Annotated in this window: 2 protein-coding genes; both read left to right on the top strand. The window is 39.0% G+C overall.

The genetic code is table 11. The annotated features are described in order from the left end of the window. The first annotated feature begins 19 nt into the window (after nucleotides 1-19). Nucleotides 20-11,692, top strand: a complete 11,673-nt coding sequence (locus tag RMX89_RS23685) for an SDR family NAD(P)-dependent oxidoreductase (RefSeq protein WP_322690674.1) — start codon at nucleotides 20-22, stop codon at nucleotides 11,690-11,692. A gap of 70 nt (nucleotides 11,693-11,762) precedes the next feature. Continuing rightward, nucleotides 11,763-22,211, top strand: coding sequence for a non-ribosomal peptide synthetase/type I polyketide synthase (locus tag RMX89_RS23680; protein WP_322690673.1), 10,449 nt, complete (start codon nucleotides 11,763-11,765; stop codon nucleotides 22,209-22,211). Nucleotides 22,212-22,215: the final 4 nt, after the last annotated feature.

Genomic DNA, 22,215 nt, shown 5'->3' with positions numbered 1-22,215 from the left:
TCGTAATTAATTCAGGTTTATGGATATATCAGATAACGACAAGTCTATCCAAGCGAGAGTGTTTAAGGCACTGAATGAAGCGAAGGAGAAATTAAAGGCTGTTGAAGCTCAACAAAGCGAACCGATCGCAGTTGTTGGTTTGGGTTGTCGTTTTGGTAAAAATATTTCTACTCCTGAAGGATTTTGGTCTTTTCTGAAAGCTGGTGGTAATACACTCAGAGATATCCCTGGCGATCGCTGGAATATCCCTGATTTTTATGACTCAGACCGTGGTAAACCTGGCAGAATCTATATATCTCAAGGTGGTTTTCTTGATGATGTCTCGATGTTCGATCCGCACTTTTTCGGGATTGCACCGCGAGAAGCTTTGCATATCGATCCCCAGCAAAGATTACTCTTAGAAGTTGCCTATGAGGCGTTAGAAGATGCTGCTATGGCTGCCCCTAACGCCAGAATCGGCAAAACTGGCGTTTTTATTGGCATCACAAACAACGATTATGCTCGTCTGATTGCACCAGGAGGAGATTATAACACAGTTGGTGCTTATCATATCTCTGGCAACCATCTAAATGCTGCTGCCGGACGCATTTCTTATCTTTTGAATCTCAATGGCCCCAGTCTGGCGATCGATACGGCGTGTTCTTCTTCGTTGGTAGCAGTTCATCTGGCGTGCCGTTCTTTACGGGCGCAGGAATGCCGACAAGCGTTGGTGGGGGGAGTGAACTTAATTCTCACGCCGGAAGTGCCGATCGCATTGTGCAAAAATCAGATGTTAGCTGCTGACGGTAGGTGCAAAACCTTTGACGAAAGCGCTGATGGGTTTGGGATTGGTGAGGGGTGCGGAGTTGTCGTTTTAAAAAGATTGAGTGAAGCCTTAGAAGATGGCGATCGCATTTGGGCGTTAATTCGGGGAACAGCCGTAAATAACGATGGTGCGAGTGGCGGCTTTACAGTTCCTAACGGCCCGATGCAGACAGATTTAATTCGTGAGGCTCTCGCTGACGCTCGTTTAAGCGCCGATGCTATCGATTATATCGAGGCTCACGGTACTGGTACATCTTTGGGAGATCCCATTGAAATTAAAGCGATGGCTGATGCTTTGTGCATCAATCGCTCTCCATCTCAACCTTTGTTAGTCGGTTCGCTCAAAACAAATCTCGGTCATCTGGCGGCGGCGGCAGGAATTTCTGGTTTGATCAAGACTGTATTATCTATCTACCATGCTGAAATGCCGGCTCATCTCAATTTGCAAAAACCAAATCCTCATATTAATTGGGATAGCTTACCGTTAGATGTGGTGACACAAACTCGTCCTTGGACTGTTAACAATGGCAAGATGAAAGCAGCCGGAGTCAGTTCATTTGGAGCATCGGGAACTAATGCTCATGTTATCTTGAGCGAACCTCCACAAGTACAATCTGCGACTACAAATACATTTCCTGTACTGGTTACTCTGTCTGCTAAAGATGATGAACGTTTGCGTCTATTAGCTGCTAACTTCGTTGATTATATTGACCAAAAAGGTGATGTTAACTTAACTGATATCGCTTTTTCTCTAAATACAGGTCGTTTTCACCATCAACAAAGATTATCTTTATTAGTTTCCAACACTGCCAATTTTCGAGAACAGCTTCAGGCTTTTGCTAGCAATAATAGTCGAGAAACTAATATTATTCACAACGAGGTACAAACAAATCCCAAAATCGCTTTTGTTTGCAATGATGTCAAGATATTCTCTGGGATTGGGAAAGAATTTTTTGTCAATGAACCTGTATTTCGTGATGCTTTGATTCGATCCGATCGCCTATTCCAAAATTATTTAAATTTCTCTCTAGAAGACTTACTCGATAAAAATCAAAATATAGACGATCCTTTATATGTTCAACCAGCAGTATTCACTCTCCAATATGCTCTTTGTGAACTCTGGAAATCTTGGGGAATTCGCCCTTCGGCAATTTTCGGTTATGGTTCGGGCGAGTATATTGCTGCTCAACAAGCTGGAGTTTTTTCGCTGGAGGATGCAGTTAAGTTAGTTGCAACTCGCGCTCAATTATCTGGAGAAAGCAAATTTTTAGCTTTTAAAAAAGTAGCTGAAGAAGTTTTTTATAACAATCCGCAACTCACTTTAATTTCCAGTTTGAATGGTGAAGTTGTGAGTAATTCTATTAAAACTGCGGCTTACTGGGTGCAACAGCTACGTCAATCAGGCAATATTGATAAAGGAATTGCCACTCTGCATCAGATGGGTTATAAAATATTTCTAGAAATTGGAAATCAGCCTACTTTAGCTAATATAGAGCGTAGTAATTTACCTACGAATGAAATCCTTTGCTTATGTAGTTTAGCGAAAGATTGCAGTAATTATCAGCAAATACAAACAGTCTTAGCCGAACTGTATGTACGAGGTATAAATATTAATTGGAAAGAATTTCATCGTTCTCGCTCAGGGCAGAAAATTAGTTTACCCAATTCTCCTTTTCTTCGCAAACGCTACTGGATAGACTCTGCTACTAAATCCGATCGCCCTCATTCTGGACATCCTTTACTAGGCGATCGCTTCTCCTCTCCTCTATCTTCTATTCAATATCGAGCTAGTATTAGTCAAAATAGCCCTGCATTTTTAGCAGAACATCAAGTTTTTGAGAAACCGATATTTCCCGGTGCAGCATTTATCGAAATGGCGTTAGCGGCGACAGAAAGTCAAGCAGTAAGTTTAGAAAATATTGAATTTAAAAAAGCATTATTACTGCAACAACAAGAAGATACACTACAACTAATTATTGACCGAAATAACTTTCAGATATATCATCAAAGTAATAATAGCTGGGATGAACTTGTTAGCGGAAAAATTGAGGATTTAAAGTCACTAAATGTAAATCGCCAAAATTTAGCACAATTAGCTGCTAATTATCCAGAACAGGTTGATATTAATTCATTTTATGAAACCTACCAAAAATCGGGAGTCAATTACGGTAGAAGCTTTCAAATAATCAATCAGCTTAAATCTGGTAAAAATAGTGCATTTGCTGAAATAAAATTAACAAATAGTCAGAGTTTAGAAGCGAAAAATTATCGTTTTCATCCGGCGATGTTGGATGCTTGTTTTCAGGCGATCGCTGCGATTTTATTTCAGCAAGAATCATCTGTAACTTATGTACCAGTCCGCATTGCTAAATTTCAATTCTTCAACTCTCCAGGTAATAGCGTTATCAGTACGGCTCGACTAACTAAAAGTTCTGATAATTTTATTATCTCTAATATTGATATATATTCAGAACAAGGCGATCTAATAGTAGCAATTACAGGATTTGAACTCAAATCTGTTCAGCGCCAAGAACTTATCCACCATGAAAGTCAAGCTCAATCTTACTTAGAAGAATGGATTCCCTTAACACCTTTATTACCCGATGGAAAAGATTATTTACTAAGTCCTGATGTCATTAAAACTCAAGTCCAACCACAGGAATTAGAACAGCAATTGGCAAATAAATTGTCCCAATACGAACGCTTGCTTGAAGAGATGGAAGGTTTAAGCGTAAGTTATATATGGGAAGGTTTAAAAGAGCTTAATTGGCAACCAGAATTAGGTCAAATTTATCAAGAAGAACAAATTGCTGTTCGAGGTGGAGTAGTTGATTTTTATCGCCCTTTATTATCGCGGTGTTTAGATATTCTAGCGGAGGAGGGTATTCTTAATCTGCAAAAAAATGACTGGTTATTCACCAAAGAACCAGAGATACTTGCATCTCAATTGCAAGTCCAAAACCTCCGCAGCGAATTTTCTGATTATCTGGCAGAAATTAATTTAATAGAACGTTGTGGTTCGGCTTTAGCTGCGGTAATGCGTCGCCAAATTGAGCCGTTAGAATTATTATTTCCTCAAGGCGATTTGAATGCGATCGCATCTGTATATTCTGATGCGGCTGGTGCTAAGTTGATGAATGAACTAGTTGCAGCCACAATTAAATGTGCAGTAGCAAATTTACCAATAAGTCGTCAGCTACGAATCCTCGAAATTGGAGGCGGAACGGGTTCTGCTACCGCAGGAATTTTACCACATTTACCTCCACAAATTGAATATGTATTTACCGATATTTCTTCTAGTTTTTTAACCAGAGCCAAAGAAAGTTTTAGTGATTATCCCTTCATTGAATATCAAACTTTAGATATTGAAAAAAATCCCCTGACTCAAGGTTTTCTCCCAGGAAGTTTTGATATTATTATCGCTGCTAACGTTCTTCATGCCACAACAGATATTAACAAAACACTTGAAAATGTCCGTTCTCTAATAGCTCCTGATGCTCTACTAATACTATTAGAAAGTACTGGGGGGCGTCGTTGGGTAGATTTAACCTTTGGTTTAACAGAGGGATGGTGGTTATGTAGTCAAGATCCACTCCGAAATGGTTATCCTTTAGTAGATACAGAAAATTGGCAAAATTTACTCGCTAATCATGGATTTGTAGAAGTTAACGTCATCGAACCAACCAAACCAGAGACACGCAATCTATTACGACAAAGCGTCATAATTGCTAAAGAAAATGGCGATCCTAAGTCTGTTTCTCATGAATTAATCTTTGCCGATAATAAAGGAATTGGTCGCAGTTTAATCGCCCCATTCCAACAAAGGGGAGTTGCTTGTTCTCTCATTTTGCCTGAAGAAATCGATCCTGATAACGCCGACAATTATCTATCACTATTACAAAACCTTTTAACGCCAGAAACTCGTGAAATAATCTACCTCTGGCCCTTACAAGAAATAGAAGGCGAAATTTATCAAGCAGTAGAGATTCATTGTAGACGTTTCCTATTTTTACTTCAGGCATTATTACAACAAGAAAATCCACCTGCACTTATTCTTATCACTCAAGGTTCTGTCCCAGCAAAAGAAATCACCACCTTAACTTCTCCAGCCCAATCTTCGTTATTGGGAATCGCTTTGAGCTTAGTTCTAGAGCATCCCGAACTAAATTTTAGAGCAATTGATTTAGATCCTCACGCCCAAGATTTAGGAGAAAAATTATTTAGAGAAATTTACAGCAATACCCAAGAAAACCGTATCGCTTTGCGGGGCGAACAACGCTTTTCTCCGCGTTTGGTAGAGCGCAAACTAGCAGATGGTAACATCAATTTCCGTCAAGATGGCTTTTATCTAATTTCTGGTGGTACAGGCGGGTTGGGTTTAGCCACAACCCAATGGATGATAGAACGTGGCGCTCGTCATTTAGTATTATGCAGTCGCAGTGGTGCAAAAGCTCTCACTCCTGAAATTCTGGAAAGCCTGCAATCAACTAACACAGATATCCAAATTAAAGATGTTGATGTCACAGATGCAAAGAAACTGCACGCCCTACTAGAAGAATGCCGATCGCAATATCCAGTGCGGGGAATTTTCCACATCGCTGGCACTTTAGACGATACAACATTACTGCGACTGACACCAGAACGTTTTAACCATGTTCTCGCACCCAAGGTGAAAGGAACTTGGCTACTGCATCAACTAACTCTGAACGATCCTTTAGATTTCTTTGTTTGTTATACCTCTGCGGTGTCGCTAATTGGCTCGGCGGGACAAGCTAATGCTGCGGCTGCAAATGCTTTTGAGGATGCCTTTACCTATTATCGTCATGCACGCAATTTGCCTGCAACAGTCGTCAATTGGGGGCCGTGGAGCGAAATTGGTGCAGCAGTCGATCGCAATGTTCTAGAAAGATTAGCAGCCAAAGGTTATGATGCGATCGCACCCGATTTAGCACTGAATACTTTAGAAAAAATCTTGTTAAACAAGATTGTGCGTGCTGGTGTTATTTCTATTGACTGGAAGCGTTTTCCATACATTAATCAAAGCTTTTATCAAAACTTCTTACCCCAAGGAAAAGCTAAATTTCAAACTGCATCAAATATTTTAGAGCAATGGCAAACCGTACCTGTAAAACAGCGCCGCGATTTACTTATCCGCCAGATTAGTTTGCGAGTTTCCACTGTATTAGGATTGTCAACTAAGGAAATATCTCCCCAACAAGGCTTTTTTGATATGGGGATGGACTCACTCACCTCTACAGAACTTCGCAATCTTCTACAAATAGATTTCAACTGCTCTTTACCCACAACAATTACTTTTCGGTTTCCCAATGTGGAAACTTTAGCAGATTATCTCCTGCGAGAAGTTTTAGATATTTCAGAAATACAAACTCCTGTACAAAAACTCAATCCTAATCAACCTAACCCCCCTTTCCTTGTAGAGAATGGCAGTTTCAAAGCCTCTCTCCCAGTGGGGGAGAGGTTTGGAGAGGGGTTATACGGTAAACTTGATGATTTTTCAAACATCCTCTCAGAAAAACCACAGCAAGCAGAAGATCCAATTGTGATTGTGGGGATGGCTTGCCGATTTCCTGGGGGTGCGGATGATTTGGAATCATTCTGGCAACTTTTAGAACAAGGGAAAGATGCAGTCAGAGAAGTTCCAGGCGATCGCTGGGATATCCAAGCGTGGTATCATCCCGAACCAGATACACCAGGAAAAATATATTCTCCTTACGGAGCATTTCTAGAACAAATAGATCGATTTGATGCGGAATTTTTTGGTATTATCCCCCGCGAGGCTGTCGCTATAGATCCTCAGCAACGCTTGCTACTAGAAACTACTTGGCAAGCTTTAGAATCAGCCGGACAAAATCCGCAGCAGTTACGCAACAGTCAAACTGGTGTTTTTGTGGGGGCGATGACTCAAGACTATGCCCAGTTGAGTTATGCACCAGAAGCAATCAACGCCTATACCGGTTCTGGAACTTCTGTAAGTGTAGCCGCCGGTCGTCTTTCTTATGTACTGGGCTTGCAAGGGCCATCAATGACGGTTGATACTGCTTGTTCTTCTTCTTTAGTAGCAGTACATTTAGCTTGCAATGCGTTGCGTAATGGTGAGTGCGATATTGCCTTGGCGGGTGGTGTCAACATCATGTTAACCCCGGTAATTTCCTTAATTGAAAGTCGCGCTCAGATGCTTGCACCCGATGGACGTTGCAAGACTTTTGATGCGAGTGCCAATGGTATGGTGCGCGGCGAAGGTTGCGGGATGATTGTTTTGAAGCGGTTAAGTCAAGCAATTAAAAATGGCGATCGCATTTTAGCTAGAGTTCATGGTACAGCCGTGAATCATGATGGCCCGAGTAGTGGGCTGACTGTACCTAATGGCGATGCTCAAGAAAAATTATTACAGCAAGCACTGAAGACAGCGAAACTCAAACCAGAGCAAATAGATTTTATCGAAGCTCATGGTACTGGGACTGCGATCGGCGATCCGATAGAATTAGAAAGTATGGCTGCGGTATTTGGCGATCGTCCTCAAAATCGACCTTTAATTATTGGTTCTGTCAAAACTAATTTAGGACATTTAGAAGGAGCAGCCGGAATTGCTGGGTTAATTAAAACTGTTTTAGCCTTACAACACCATAAAATTCCTCCCCATCTTCACTTTCAACAACCAAACCCCCGTTTTGATTGGAGTTCTCATATTTTTGAAGTTCCAGTACATGGGAAAGACTGGCATTCTAGCGAACGAGAACGCATCGCGGGAGTAAGTTCTTTTGGATTTAGTGGTACTAATGCTCATATTATTGTTGGAGAAATTGCATCTAACTCTCCGCAAAAATCCGAGAATAAATTTTACCTACTGCCGCTTTCGGCTCGTTCTGAAAAATCTCTCAAAGAGTTAGCCAAAAATTATCAGTACGCTTTGAATGAGTCTGTTAATTTAGCAGATGCTTGTTTTACTGCCAGTACAGGGCGGGCTGTTTTCCAGCATCGATTGTGTGTCTTAGCCGACTCAATTACTACAGCACAAACAGCACTTGCTGATTTCCAAACAGGTGAAGATTCTCATAATGTAATTACGCCAATTTCATCAGAAACTCAACCAAATGTAGCTTTTCTATTTTCAGGACAAGGTTCTCAATATTCAGGGATGGGACAAACTCTTTACAACCAAGAACCTGTTTTTAGAAATACTTTGGATCTTTGTAACAAAATCTTAGAACCTATTTTAGGAAAATCGCTGTTAGATTTAATCTTTCAATTGCAAAATAGCGAGTTGCTCGAACAGACTCAAATCACACAGCCAGCACTTTTTGCACTTGAATATGCACTTGCTAAATTATGGCAATCTTGGGGAATACAACCTTCTGCACTTTTAGGACATAGTATTGGTGAATATGTCGCCGCTTGTTTAGCAGGAGTCTTTTCTTTAGAAGACGCCTTGCAATTAGTCGTCCAACGCGGTCGCTTGATGGGAGAATTACCGCAGAATGGGGCAATGGCAGCAATTTATGCTGATTATCAAACAGTAGCAAATTATCTTACTCCATACAAAAATCAAGTAAATATTGCCGCAGATAATGGTGCAATTAATGTCATTTCTGGCTTGATTGAAATTGTTGATCGACTAGAGAAAAATTTTATAGAACAGGGTTATAAAACTAAACGCTTGGCAGTATCTCATGCTTTTCATTCTCTGTTAATGGAGCCAATTCTTGATGAATTCGCTAAGGTTTTAGATAAAATTTCTTTCCATGAACCAAGCTTGACTATTATTAGCAATATCACGGGTAAACCAATTGGTCAAGAAATTACTACTCCTGATTATTGGCTGCGCCATCTTCGCAACACTGTGCATTTTGGTAAAGGATTTAAATTCTTAATTGACAGTGGTTATCGCCATTTTTTAGAGTTAGGGCCGAAGCCTGTGTTACTGGGTATAGCACGGCTAACCTATCAAATCAAAGAAATATCATGGCTACCCAGTATCGTACCCGGACAAGATGAACAAACTCAGATGTACAGAAGTTTAGCGATACTTTTTGTTAATGGTTATTCTGTAGAATGGACAGAGGTATTTAAGCAAGGAAAGCGGATTCCTTTACCTACTTATCCATTTCAGCGAGAACGTTACTGGCTAAAAAATTCACAATTTTCTGTAGCCGATCTCAAAACTAAGTTGCATCCTTTTATTAGCGATGTGAAAAAACTAGCTACGGGAGAATTTATTTTTGAAGGAGAGATAAGTGCTGATAATCCAGAATATCTGGAAGAACACAAGGTATTTGGAAAAATCTTATTTCCGGCTACGGGTTTTATTGAAGCAATTTTAGTAGCTAGCCAGAAAATATTTACTGATAATTTGGCGATTATTCAAAATGTGTCTATTCATCAGGGATTACTTTTATCTCAATCTCCAACCAGATTACAAATGATTTTTAAGCCTAATAAGCCATTTGGCTATGGTTTTGAAATATTTAGTAGTGATTCGGCAAAAGATAACTGGATTCTCCATGTAACTGGTGAAATTAAACCCAACAATCAAAAAACACCCACATCTGTTAGTAATTGGTCTGATAAAAAAGGAGAATCTGTTGAGATTTCCAAATTTTATCAGCTTTATCAGCAGATGGGAATCAGCTATGGTAAGCGTTTTCAAGCTATTCAAGAACTAAATTATTTAAGCAATGGTTCTCAAGCTAAGATTAGTATCGATCGCAGTTTGACAGATCGGCGATATTGTCTGCATCCCGTGCTTTTAGATGCTTGCTTGCAAAGTGTTGGTGCGGCTTTCCCAGAAATTCACGGCCAAGAATTACATTTACCTTATGGTTTCTCTTCATTAGAATTATTTGGCAATCCTGGTACTCAAGCTTGGACGCACATTGATGTTAAATCTAATACTAACGGTGAAATATGCGTAAACGTAGATGTTTACGATGAGCAAGAACAGCTTTGCGCTCGGTTTACAGACTTAACAGCACGGCGTACTAATCCGGCGATTTTACAACGTTTATGGCAGGAAAATGAAAATAATTGGTTTTATCAGGTTCAATGGCAAAAGCTTGATACACTTCCAATTCTTACAGGAAACTCTCAAAATTCTTGGTTAGTGTTTGTCCATCCTGGAACAGCATTGAATCAGTCGAGCGATTTATTGAAAAAAGCTGGAGAACGAGTCATCACTGTAGAATTTGGTGATGAATATAAATGCCATTTTCAAAATGAATTTATCATCAATCCATCTCAAAAATCTGATTTTCAACGCTTATATCAAGAAGCATATCCATCGGGAGAATTTCCTACAGGTGTGATTTTTGCTTGGGAAAATGTACCTGATGAAGAATGTTCGGATACAGTTTACAAGAGTTGTCATGCTGCATTGCACTTAATTCAAACTCTTACTACTAGTTGGAAAAAACTACCTGATTTATGGTTAGTAACTCGCGGTGCAAATCGAGTGCTAGCTGAGACTGATTTGCAACCTCAACAATCTTCCCTTTGGGGATTAGGCGCAGTAATTAATAATGAATACCCGCAAATTCGTTGTGTATGTTTAGATTTATCGCCCACGGTAGAACTGAATGAAGCTGAATTTTTATTCAACGAATTCCACGCTTCTAGTAGCGAGTCACGCCTAGCTTTACGCCAAGGAAACCGTTATGGAGCAAGGTTAGTATCTGCAACAATTCCTACAGCCCAAAAACAGCAGCTAGTTAGCAAAGAAGGAACTTATTTAATTACTGGTGGTTTAGGTCAACTGGGCTTGCTAATGGCTGAGTGGTTATCAGAAATGGGAGCTAGACATTTAGTTTTGTGTAGCCGCAATGTTAAATCTCAACCAGAAGCGCTCGCCTCGTTAACTAAAAATGGTACACAGATTACAATTATCAGCGCTGATATTACCTCAGCAGCAGATATGGAACAACTTTTCTCCCGTTTTGGCACAGATTTACCTTCTTTACGTGGAGTAATTCACGCTGCGGCTGTCTTAGATGATGGGCTTTTGAGCAATCAAAATTGGCAAAGATATCAAAATGTCATGCGTCCCAAAGTAGAAGGTACTTTATTATTAGACCGCTACACCCGCAATCTATCTTTAGACTTTTTTGTTGCCTTTTCTTCTGCTGCTGTAATTCTCGGTTCGCCCGGTCAAAGTAGTTACGCTGCTGCGAATGCTTTTATGGATGCTTTAATGCAGCAACGACAAAGTTTAGGATTACCAAGTATCAGTATCAATTGGGGAGCATGGGATACAGGAAATGAAATTGACAAACAACGTTTTGCTAATTGGGGTATTCAAAGTATGTCTTCTGATACCGCCCTCAAATATCTCAGCCAGTTGATTCTGGCTAACGTTTCTCAAGGAGCTATTATTGATATTGATTGGTCTACTTTTTATCAAGCTTTTCAGATTAATCAACCATTTTTTGCTGAAACGATCGCAATCAAAGAAAATAGCAAAGAAGCAAAATTGTTAAAACAATTAAAATCTGTAGCTGTAGATGAGCGAACAACAACTTTAGCTCAAGGAATTGAGCAAGTTTTACGCGAAGTTACCGGATTAGCCCCAAGTACTGTTATTCCTCAAAAAACCTCATTTTTAGAGTTAGGTTTAAATTCGTTAATGGTACTAGAATTTAAAAATCGGCTAGAAATTAACTTAGCTTGCACTTTACCATCATCTGTAATATTTGATTACCCTAATATCACAAGTATTAGTAATTATCTGAAAGAAGAAGTCTTAGCTGATAGTATCGAATTTGAGGTAGAAATAAACTCACAAACATCTGCTCCAAATCCTTATGACAGCCTTGATGAAGACGAACTAGCAACACTACTTAATCAAAAGCTAGCAGAACTCGAACAATATGATGAATAAAGTACTTTTAACTAACACTTTGCGAACCTTAGCGTAAACCTCCGCGTCACTCTGCGTTAAAAAAAATTATATGACTCAAACTACAGATTATAAAAAACTCATAGCATCAACCTTAACAAAAATGGAGGCAATGCAAGCTCGCATTACCGAATTAGAAACCAGACAAAGCGAATCAATTGCTGTTATTGGGATGGGTTGTCGTTTCCCTGGAGGCATAAATTCCCCTGAAGGTTATTGGAATTCCTGTAAAGCCGGACTTGACGCAATTGTAGAAGTTCCTAAAAGCCGTTGGGATATCTCAAAATTTTATGCTCCAGAACCTACTCCCGGCAAAATGAACACTCGTTATGGAGGATTTTTACAACAGGATATTACAGAATTTGATGCCCGTTTCTTCTCCATATCTTCCCGCGAAGCAACCTCAATGGACCCTCAACAAAGGTTACTCCTGGAAGTGACATGGGAAGCTTTAGAAAACGCCAATTTACCACCAACCAATTTAGTAAGCGATCGCGTGGGTGTGTTTGTCGGTATAACTAGTGTTGACCACGCGATGACAGTCTACAAAAGCAACTATGATGAAATCGATTCTTTTTTTGGTACAGGAAACGCCCTGAGTGCCGCAGCAGGACGGCTATCTTATTTTTTAAACCTCCGCGGCCCTTGTATGTCTATTGATGCAGCCTGTGCTTCTTCACTGGTTGCCATTCACCAAGCTATTCGCAGCTTAAGAAATCATGAATGCGAACTAGCTTTAGTAGCTGGAGTAAATCTGATCTTAAATCCGGCAATTACGATTAACCTTTCCCAGTCGGGGATGATGTCTCCCGATGGTCGCTGCAAGACTTTTGATGCAGCTGCAAACGGTTATGTACGGGGAGAAGGGTGTGGGGTTTTAGTCTTGAAACGCTTGTCTGTCGCCCAGAAAAATGGCGATCGCATTCTCGCCCTCCTCCGAGGATCTGCGGTCAATCATAACGGTGCCGCCGCCGGGTTGACAGTTCCTAGCGGCCCCGCCCAACAAGATTTACTCCGCCAAGCCTTAGCTGATGCCAGAGTCAAACCCCAGGAGGTAGGGTATCTAGAAGCACATGGCACGGGAACTTCTTTAGGCGATCCTATTGAGATGAACGCCATCGCTGCTGTTTATGGAGAGCGATCGCAACCTCTTTACGTCGGTTCAGTTAAGACTAATATCGGACATCTCGAAGCCGCCGCAGGGATAGCAGGCACGATCAAGACAATTCTCGCCCTCCAGCATGGTGAAATTCCGCCTCATCTTCACTTTCAAGAACCTAATCCCCTGATTAATTGGCAAGGGTATCCAATTAAAATTCCCGGTCAAACAATACCCTGGTCTAACAATGGTGAAGTCCGCATTGCCGGGGTGAGTTCCTTCGGTTTTTCTGGAACAAATGCTCATGTAATTGTCGAACAAGCGCCTGTTGGCAACACACCAGAAATTAAGCTGCAACGTCCTAGTCATCTGTTGACGATTTCCGCTCATAACGAAACAGCTTTAAAAGAACTAGCGCGACGTTTTTACACCCACTTAGAATCTCATCTAGAAATCGGAGATATCTGCCATAGTGCGGCAATGGGTAGATCGCCTCTAGCTGAACGATTGGCGATCGTTGCAGATACATTACCAAAATTGCAACAAAAATTAGCGAATTTTGCTGACGAAAAAACTATTGATAATTTTACTTTTTATCAACGTTTCGCAGGAGAAAAACAGCCGAAAATTGTCTTTCTCTTCACTGGTCAAGGAGCTTGTTATGCAGGTATGGGTCATCAACTTTACCAAACCCAACCTACATTCCGTAAATATATTGACAAATGTGCAGATATTTTAGCGAATTATTTAGAGTATCCACTACAAGATATATTATTTGGCGATCGCACAGATTTACTCAATCAAACTGCATACGCTCAACCAGCTATATTTGCTGTAGAATATTCAGTTGCCATGCTGTGGCAATCTTGGGGAATCACACCAAGTTTACTAATTGGTCATAGCGTTGGTGAATATGTCGCAGCTTGTATTGCAAAAGTATTTAGTTTAGAAGCAGGTTTAGAATTAATTGTTAAACGTGGGCAATTAATGCAAACTGCGCCTACAGGAAAAATGGCTTCAATTTTTGCAGATGAAGCTACGGTACTTTATCTAATTCAAAACTATAGTAATACAGTTTCAATTGCGGCTATTAACCATCCTCAACAAATTGTAATTTCTGGAGAAAGTAATAGCGTTGATGAAATTGTAGCCAACTGCAAAAACCAAAAAATAGCTGTTCAATTACTATCAGTTGACGGTGCTTTTCACTCTCCATTAATAGAGTCAATTTTAGATGATTTTGAAACTGCTGCTCGTAGTATTTCTTACGAGCAGCCCCAAATTCCAATACTTTCAGGAATTAACGGACAAACTATAGCAAATACGCCCGATGCAAGTTACTGGAGACAACAATGCCGTCAACCCGTGCAATTTTTGCAAAGTCTGATTACGGCGTTAAACAAAGGATATAACCTGTTTTTAGAAGTCGGCCCAAGACCAATACTTGCAGAACAAGGTCGCCGTTATAACGATGAAGTTATCTGGCTGAGTTCTCTCAATAGAGGTTTGGATAACTGGCAGACTATGTTATCAACACTAGCCCAACTCTACATTCATGGAGTAAATTTTAACGCCGAAAAATTCAATGAAGATTACGGTTACAGAAATATTCAATTACCAAACTATCCTTTTCAACGAAAAAGGTTTCAATTTAAATCTGCTATTTCAGTCGAATCAAGTTCAATTAAAGAAGTGTCTGTAGAAAACGAGCTAATGGAGACCAAGATGACTGTAGCAAAAGTTTCAAATATCCAAAAACATCAGCAAGAAATCGGCAATCAGTTAAAGTCTATCTTGGCTCTGCTTCTAAAAGAAGATGAAAATGATATTAGAGATGATGAAACTTTATTAAATCTAGGAGCAGATTCAATTATTTTGACTGACTTTGCTCGTAAAGTTGAAGAAAAGTTTGGTGTAAAAGTTAAGATAGATCGATTATTTACCGATTTGCAAACAATTGCTGACATAGCTAATTATCTATCTGATTATATTGAACCAAAACCATTAGAAATATCTTCAGTAGCTACTATATTAAATGAAACCTCTAATAAAGTATCTAATTCTGAGTCAGAATTAAATAATTATCTCTGGGTAATTTCCCAATTACAACCGATTAGTATTGCCTATATCTTGAAAGCTTTAAAAGTATTAGGTAAAAAACTAAAGATAGCAGAAAGTTGGACAACAGAAAACTTATTACAAACTTTGCCTATTGCCCCAAAATATCATGTTTTAATTACTCGTTATTTAAAAACTTTAGAGCAAGCTGAAATTATTCAAAATCAAGGTAACATCTGGATAGTACAAAACCTACCTACGCCTTTTTCTTTACCAGAAGCTATAGAAAATCTGCAAACTACTTGTCCAGCAGCAAAACCTGAGTTAGAAATGCTGCAACGCTGTGGAGAAAATCTAGCAGAAGTATTGAAAGGAAATATAGATCCTCTAGAGTTAATTTTCCCAGCAGGTTCCGTGATTCATGCGGAAAGCATATATGGTAATTCTCCGGTATCTCGTTTAATGAATCAACGAGTAGCTCAAGAAATTAACTTCATTTTAAAGAGTTTTTCTAGTAGCGATCGCCCTTACCAAATTATCGAAGTAGGAGGTGGTACAGGTGCGACTTCAGAAGCAATTCTTAATGATTTAAATCTCAACCATGCAACTTATTCTTTTACCGAACTTTCTCCTGTTCTCCTGAATAAAGCGCGACAAAAGTTTAAACACAGAGATAATCTCAACTTCCATCAATTAGATATAGAGAAATCACCAGTTTCTCAGGGACTAACAGCACATTCTTATCACATAGCTGTCGCTGCTAATGTGCTTCATAGTACCCGAAATATTACAGAAACACTAAATAATATTCGAGAATTACTACTACCTGGTGGTTATTTAGTACTACTAGAAACAGTAGAAAATAATTCCTGGCTTGATTTAACCTTTGGACTTACGCCCGGATGGTGGCGCTTTCAAGACAAAGAGTTACGTATAGATACTCCATTGTTAAGTGGAGAAAGTTGGTGTGGTGTTTTAAAACGCTGCGGTTTTGCTACTGCGGATAGTTTTTCTCAACAGAATAATACCAGCATCTACAATGGACAAGAGTTAATTATTGCTTCCACCTCTGCTGAAAGCACTATTGTTAGCCAAGTTAAAACAGTACCATTATCAACACAAACCTCTAGCAAAGAAGCTTTGATGATGGCTCAACTACAATCTTTAAAAGACCTCAAAGATGTACATGAAAAAACCATTCTCAAGCAATTAGAAATACTCCAATCTGGATCTGTCGCACCAAGCAATACATCAGAAGTTTTAATTAACCAAACAGTTTCTAAAACAAGCAAAATAGAAACTACACCTTTGCCTCAACAAGTTAAAACTGATTCGCCTCAAAAAACTAGTTCTCCTAGTTTAAACCCATTAGCCTTAAAGCTGACTGAGAAGAAATCTTTAACAGAACAACAGCAAGCTTTTATCCAAAAACTAGAGATTATTTATAATCAAAAAACAGCAAAATCTAAGGCATATTCGCAAAACAGCCGAAAGACAATGGTTGATGTTAAACCTACCATTGATTTCCGCATGGCTTTAAAAGAATTTCAGTATCCCATTGTCTCAGAATCAGCCCAAGGTGCATATTTTCGTGATATCGATGGCAATGATTACATCGACTTAGCAATGGGGTTTGGTGTTAACTTTTTTGGGCACAGTCCTGATTTCGTTATAGAAGCAGTTCAGCAGCAAATGCAACACGGAATCGGATTAGGAATGCAGTCTAATATTGCAGCAGAAACGGCTGCTTTAATTTGTGAAATGACAGGTGTGGAGCGAGTCGCTTTTAGTAATACTGGTACAGAAGCAATTATGGCAGCAGTTCGTATTGCTCGTTCGCGGACAAAACGCCAAAAAATTGCTTTATTTTCTGGTTCTTATCACGGTACTTTTGATGGCATTTTAGCAAGAGTTGGAGAGGAGCCAGGAACCGCTCAACCATTAAGTCTCGGTACACCATCAGGAATGGTTGAAGACGTAATAGTTCTTACTTACGGAGCCGAAGAAAGTCTAGAAATAATTGCTGCTCAAGCTGAGAATTTAGCAGCAGTTTTAGTAGAACCTGTTCAAAGCCGTAAACCCGATTTGCAACCTAAAGAGTTTCTACAAAAATTACGAAAATTGACTCATGAAAAAGATATTGCGCTAATTTTTGATGAAATTATTACTGGATTTCGGATAGCTCTAGGAGGAGCGCAAGAATGGTTTGATATTGACGCAGATATCATAGTTTACGGTAAGGCTATTGGTGGTGGTTTGCCTATCAGCACGATCTGTGGCAAAGCAGATTTTTTAGATACAATTGATGGCGGTTTCTGGAGTTATGGAGATAATTCCCATCCACAAACAGAATTAACTGCTTATGGTGGAACTTTTTGTCGTCATCCTTTAGCTTTGGCAGCTTGTCGCGCAGTAATGCTACATTTACGCGAACAAGGTGCAACGCTTCAAGAAAGGGTAAATCAATTAACTAATCGATTAGCTACTGAAGTTAATCAGTTCTTTCAAGAAATAAGAATTCCTATTCGCATTGTTAATTTCGGCTCTTTATTTCGCTTTGAACCTTTTGGAGCTTATAGTCTTTTCTTACAACCTATTGAATTACCACTCTTTTACTACTTACTGAATGTGAAAGGTATTTATACATGGGAAAAACGAGTTTGTTTTCTCTCCACTTACCATACTAATGAAGATATAGATAAAGTAGTAACTGCTGTCAAAGAAGCAATTATAGAACTGCGACAAGCGGGTTTTTTTGAAAATGCTAAACCACCGCAAGCCAAGAAAAGAGAAGAAAGCGATCGCTCTGACGATGAAGATGGTAGGAATAATTTAAACCAGACATTTTCTACCAATGAAGCGCAACGTCAGCTTTGGTTATTGGCAGAATTAGACACAACCGCTTCAGCATCATATAACGTTACTACTTCTTTAGAATTGCATGGTGATTTAGATATTTCATCTTTGCAGCAAGCGATTAATGAAGTAGTCAACCGCCACGAGGCATTGCGAACCCAAATCTTAGAACAAGGCGAACTCCAAGAAGTTATCAATAGTGTCAAAATTGACCTACCGTTAATTAATTTAATAGATGAAGATAACCCTGAAGCAAGTGCTTTAGAATTAAGAACTCAGTTGTCTCAAAAACCTTTTGATTTGAGTATCGCTCCTTTATTTGCAGCTGTACTGATGCGTTTAGCACCCGAACATTATCTGCTATCTTTAAAAACTCATCATATCGTTGCAGATGGTTGGTCATTAGGGCTAATTTTGAATGAAATTGGCAAACTTTATTCAGCAAAAATTGGTGTTGTTACAGACTCTTTAGCGCCACCAATGCAGTTTCGCCAATATTTAGCTTTGCGACAGCAAGAAGCACAAAGTTCACAAATGCAAGAGCATCGTGATTTTTGGTTAAAAACTTATGAGGGAGAAATCCCTGTATTTGAGCTGACTACTGACTTTCCTCGTCCTGCTGTCAAAACTTATACAGGGGGTAGAGAAAGCAAAATTATTGCTCCTCAACTGTGGCAAAATTTGCAAATTGTAGGACGCAAAAATCAAGCGACATTATTTATGACAATGTTCGCTGCTTACACAGCTTTTCTGCGTCGAATTTCCGGTCATGATGATTTAGTAATTGGTATTCCCATTTCTGGACGACAATTTGAAGGCAGCGAAACATTAGTTGGCTTTTGCTCGCAATTTTTACCAGTTCGTATTCAGACAGATATTACTACTTCTTTTGTTGCACATCTTCGTCATACAAAAGAAACACTCATAGCCGCTTTTAAACACCAAAGTCACGCTTTAGAAGAGTTATTAGCAGCCTTGCAATTACAACGGGATTTTTCTCGTTCTCCCTTGATATCCGTATCTTTCAATATGGATCCTAATTTAACTCTACCTAAGTTTGAGGGATTAAAAGTATCGCTACCACCAGAGCCAATTGGCTACACTCCTTTTGATTTAGGCTTTAATTTCATTGAAGTCAATGACGCACTCATTATCTACTGCAACTATAATACAGAACTTTTTAAACCGGAAACTATCAAACAGTTTCTAGAAAGTTTTGAAATTTTAATGGAGGGGATAATTAAAAATGCCAATGGTTTGCTTTCTGAGTTGCCTTTATTAACACAAGTGCAACAGAAACAATTATTGGCAGAATTAATCGGCCCAACAATAGAATTACCTGAAAATTCTACCATCGTTGATGACTTCATTGCTAAAGTCAAATCTACGCCAAATGCACCAGCATTAATCGTTGGAGAAACGACTCTTACATATCGAGAATTGAATGATAAAGTAAATCGTTTGTCTAATTATTTACATGAGATATATCACATTACTTCTGGGAAAGCGATCGCATTAGCGCTCGGACGCAATCAAAACTTAATTATCGGCATTCTGGCTACTTTTAAAACTGGGGCAACTTATGTGCCGATAGACCCCCGATATCCTAGTAGTCGCATCGATTTTATTTTAAAAGATAGTGGCTGTGATATTTGTCTCACGGAGAGTAATTTTGTCTCCCAATTACCTCAAGAAATCGAAGCAATTTGTTTGGATCGAATCGATAATATTTTGGCAGATTTTGATATTACTGAACCGAAACTCAAACCAGACTCTAGCCAAATTGCTTATATTTTATACACTTCTGGCTCAACAGGAAACCCTAAAGGAGTTATGGGTCGTCATATCTCTATTTTGAATGTAATTCGGAGTTTACGACTCACATTTGACTTAGATAAACATCCTGAATGGCGCTATATTTTCACTGCACCTGTCACCCACGATCCATCTTTTCGTAATATCTTTTTACCTTTGACAATAGGTGCTGCTTTATATATGTACGAAGTACAGCATATAGGGCATTTAGTTTCCTTTTTACAAGAAAACCAAATTAATGCACTGCACACAACGCCATCTATCTATCGAGAAATCTTAAATGTACTCGAACCTGAAGAAACTATCCCTAGCTTAAAATATATCTCTTCAGGGGGAGAGAAATTAGATAAAGCAACTGCGATCGCTTTACGAAAACGCTTCCCAGCGAAAATTATCAGCAATGTCTATGGTTCCACAGAAACTTGTGTTGGCGTATCTCAATATACAATCGATGAAAATTTAAATACAGACGTACCTCTTGGTCAGGTTTTCTATAACAATCGATTATTTGTCCTGGATGAATTCAATAACACCGTACCTCTGCATATAGTAGGTGAAATTTGCGTAGAAGGTGCAGCATTAGCCGCTGGTTATCGCAATCTTCCCCAAATCACCAAGGAAAAATTTAAATCCAGCTTTCTCAATCCAGAAAAAATTCTCTTTAGAACAGGAGATTTAGGTAAACAAATTGTCCCAGGTGTGATTGAATTTATGGGGCGAAAAGATAATCAAGTTAAGGTAAATGGCTATCGTATAGATCCAGGTGAAATTGAATACCAACTTAGCCGTTATGCCCAGATTGAGAGAGCAATTGTGTTACCGACATTAAATAATCAAACTCAGTTATCTGCCTATTGTCAAACTGATAAACAGATAGAAATTTCAGAAATCAGAGAATTCCTCTCGAATTTTCTGCCAGTTTACATGATTCCTACTTCCTTTATCTTTTTAAAGCAATTCCCTTTAACTAGACATGGCAAAATTGACTTGCGATCGCTTGTCGAAATCAAGGAAACAGGTAAATTAACCCAAATAGCTTACGCCGCACCGCGTAATACTTTAGAGTCAAAGCTAGTCAATATCTGGGAAAAGATTCTTACTAAATATCCCATCGGTATTTTTGATAACTTCTTTGAAATTGGTGGACACTCTCTGTTACTTTCGAGAGTAGTAAATCACGTTCATAAAGAATTAAATGTGTTAATCAAATTGGCTGACTTCTTTAAAGTTCCCACAATCGTCGGATTAGCAGATTTAATCTCTAAAACCCAATACAATTATCAAAAACCCATACCAGCAATAACTCAGCAAACATCTTATCCTATGTCTTATGGGCAACGCCGCCTTTGGGCTTTAGAATTTCTCGATCGCAACCATAATGCCTACGGAATGCCCAGTGCTTATCAATTCAACGGGGATTTAAATATTGCTGCCTTTGAAAATGCTTTTCAACATTTGATTCAACGCCATGAAATTTTGCGTACTACGTTTACCTTAATAAATAATGAACCGCGTCAAGTAGTACACGAGAAAATGGATTTTGTAGTCAAACAGATAGATTTAATGGAATATGAAAAACAAGAAGATATCATTGTTGAAGCTATTTGCAACAACGCCAAAACTACTTTTGATTTGGAAACAGGGCCTTTACTCAAGGTTAACTTACTAAAACTCAGTGAAGAGAGTTATATAGTTCTGTTTAATATGCACCACATCATTTCAGATGGGTGGTCAGCAGGCGTTTTAATTAAAGATTTCCTCGCACATTATCATGCCTACGGACAACAAAATGTAGAATTACCGCCACCTTTGAGGATTCATTATAAAGACTATAGCTACTGGCAAGACCAGCAGTTGCAAACGTCAAAACTACAAGCACAACGCGATTACTGGTTAGCTAAATTAACTCCTACTCCGGCGCGTCTTGACTTACCTTTAGATCGTATTCGGCCAGCAGGGCAAAGTTTCTCAGGAACTGCGACGATTTGGAAGCCAAAGCCAGAATTAATCAAGGATTTTGAGTTATTAATCAAAACTCAAGAAGCCAGTTTATTTATGGGCTTACTGACTTTAGTCAAAAGTTTTCTCTTTCGCTATACCGAACAAAATGAGATTACAGTCGGCTCTCCCATCGCTGGACGAAATCATCCCGATTTAGAAGAACAAATAGGCTTTTATGTTAATACTTTAGTTTTACGCGACCAAATAGCAGCAGACGAGAGTTTTGCTACTTTACTTGCAAAAGTGAAAAGAACAACAATAGAAGCGTATGATAACCAAGAATGTCCCTTTGACAAACTAGTATCAGATTTAAATTTCAAACGCGATCCTAGCCGTAATCCCCTATTTGATATTGCAGTTGTACTGCAAAACAATCAAAATGTAGATTTAGCTTTAGATGGAATTACTGTTAACTCTATTGCTCAAGAAATTGTCACTGCTAAATTTGATTTAGAATTCACTTTTGTAGACGAAGGAGAACTATATCTGAAATTAATTTACAACACAGATATATTTGCCAACGAACGTATTTCCTTGATTCTAAAGTTGTTAGAAGCTCTTCTAGAAGAAGTAGTAAAATCTCCTGACACACCATTATTAAAGCTATGCGATCGCACAGAGAACTCCGAACGTGAAGATAACAACCTTTTCGCTACCAATTTTAATTTTTAGTCAT

The organism is Nostoc sp. DedSLP04 (assembly GCF_034530775.1).
GTDB lineage: Bacteria > Cyanobacteriota > Cyanobacteriia > Cyanobacteriales > Nostocaceae > Nostoc.
Note: the sequence above shows the minus strand (reverse complement) of the source record. Positions and strands in the feature narration are given on the sequence as shown.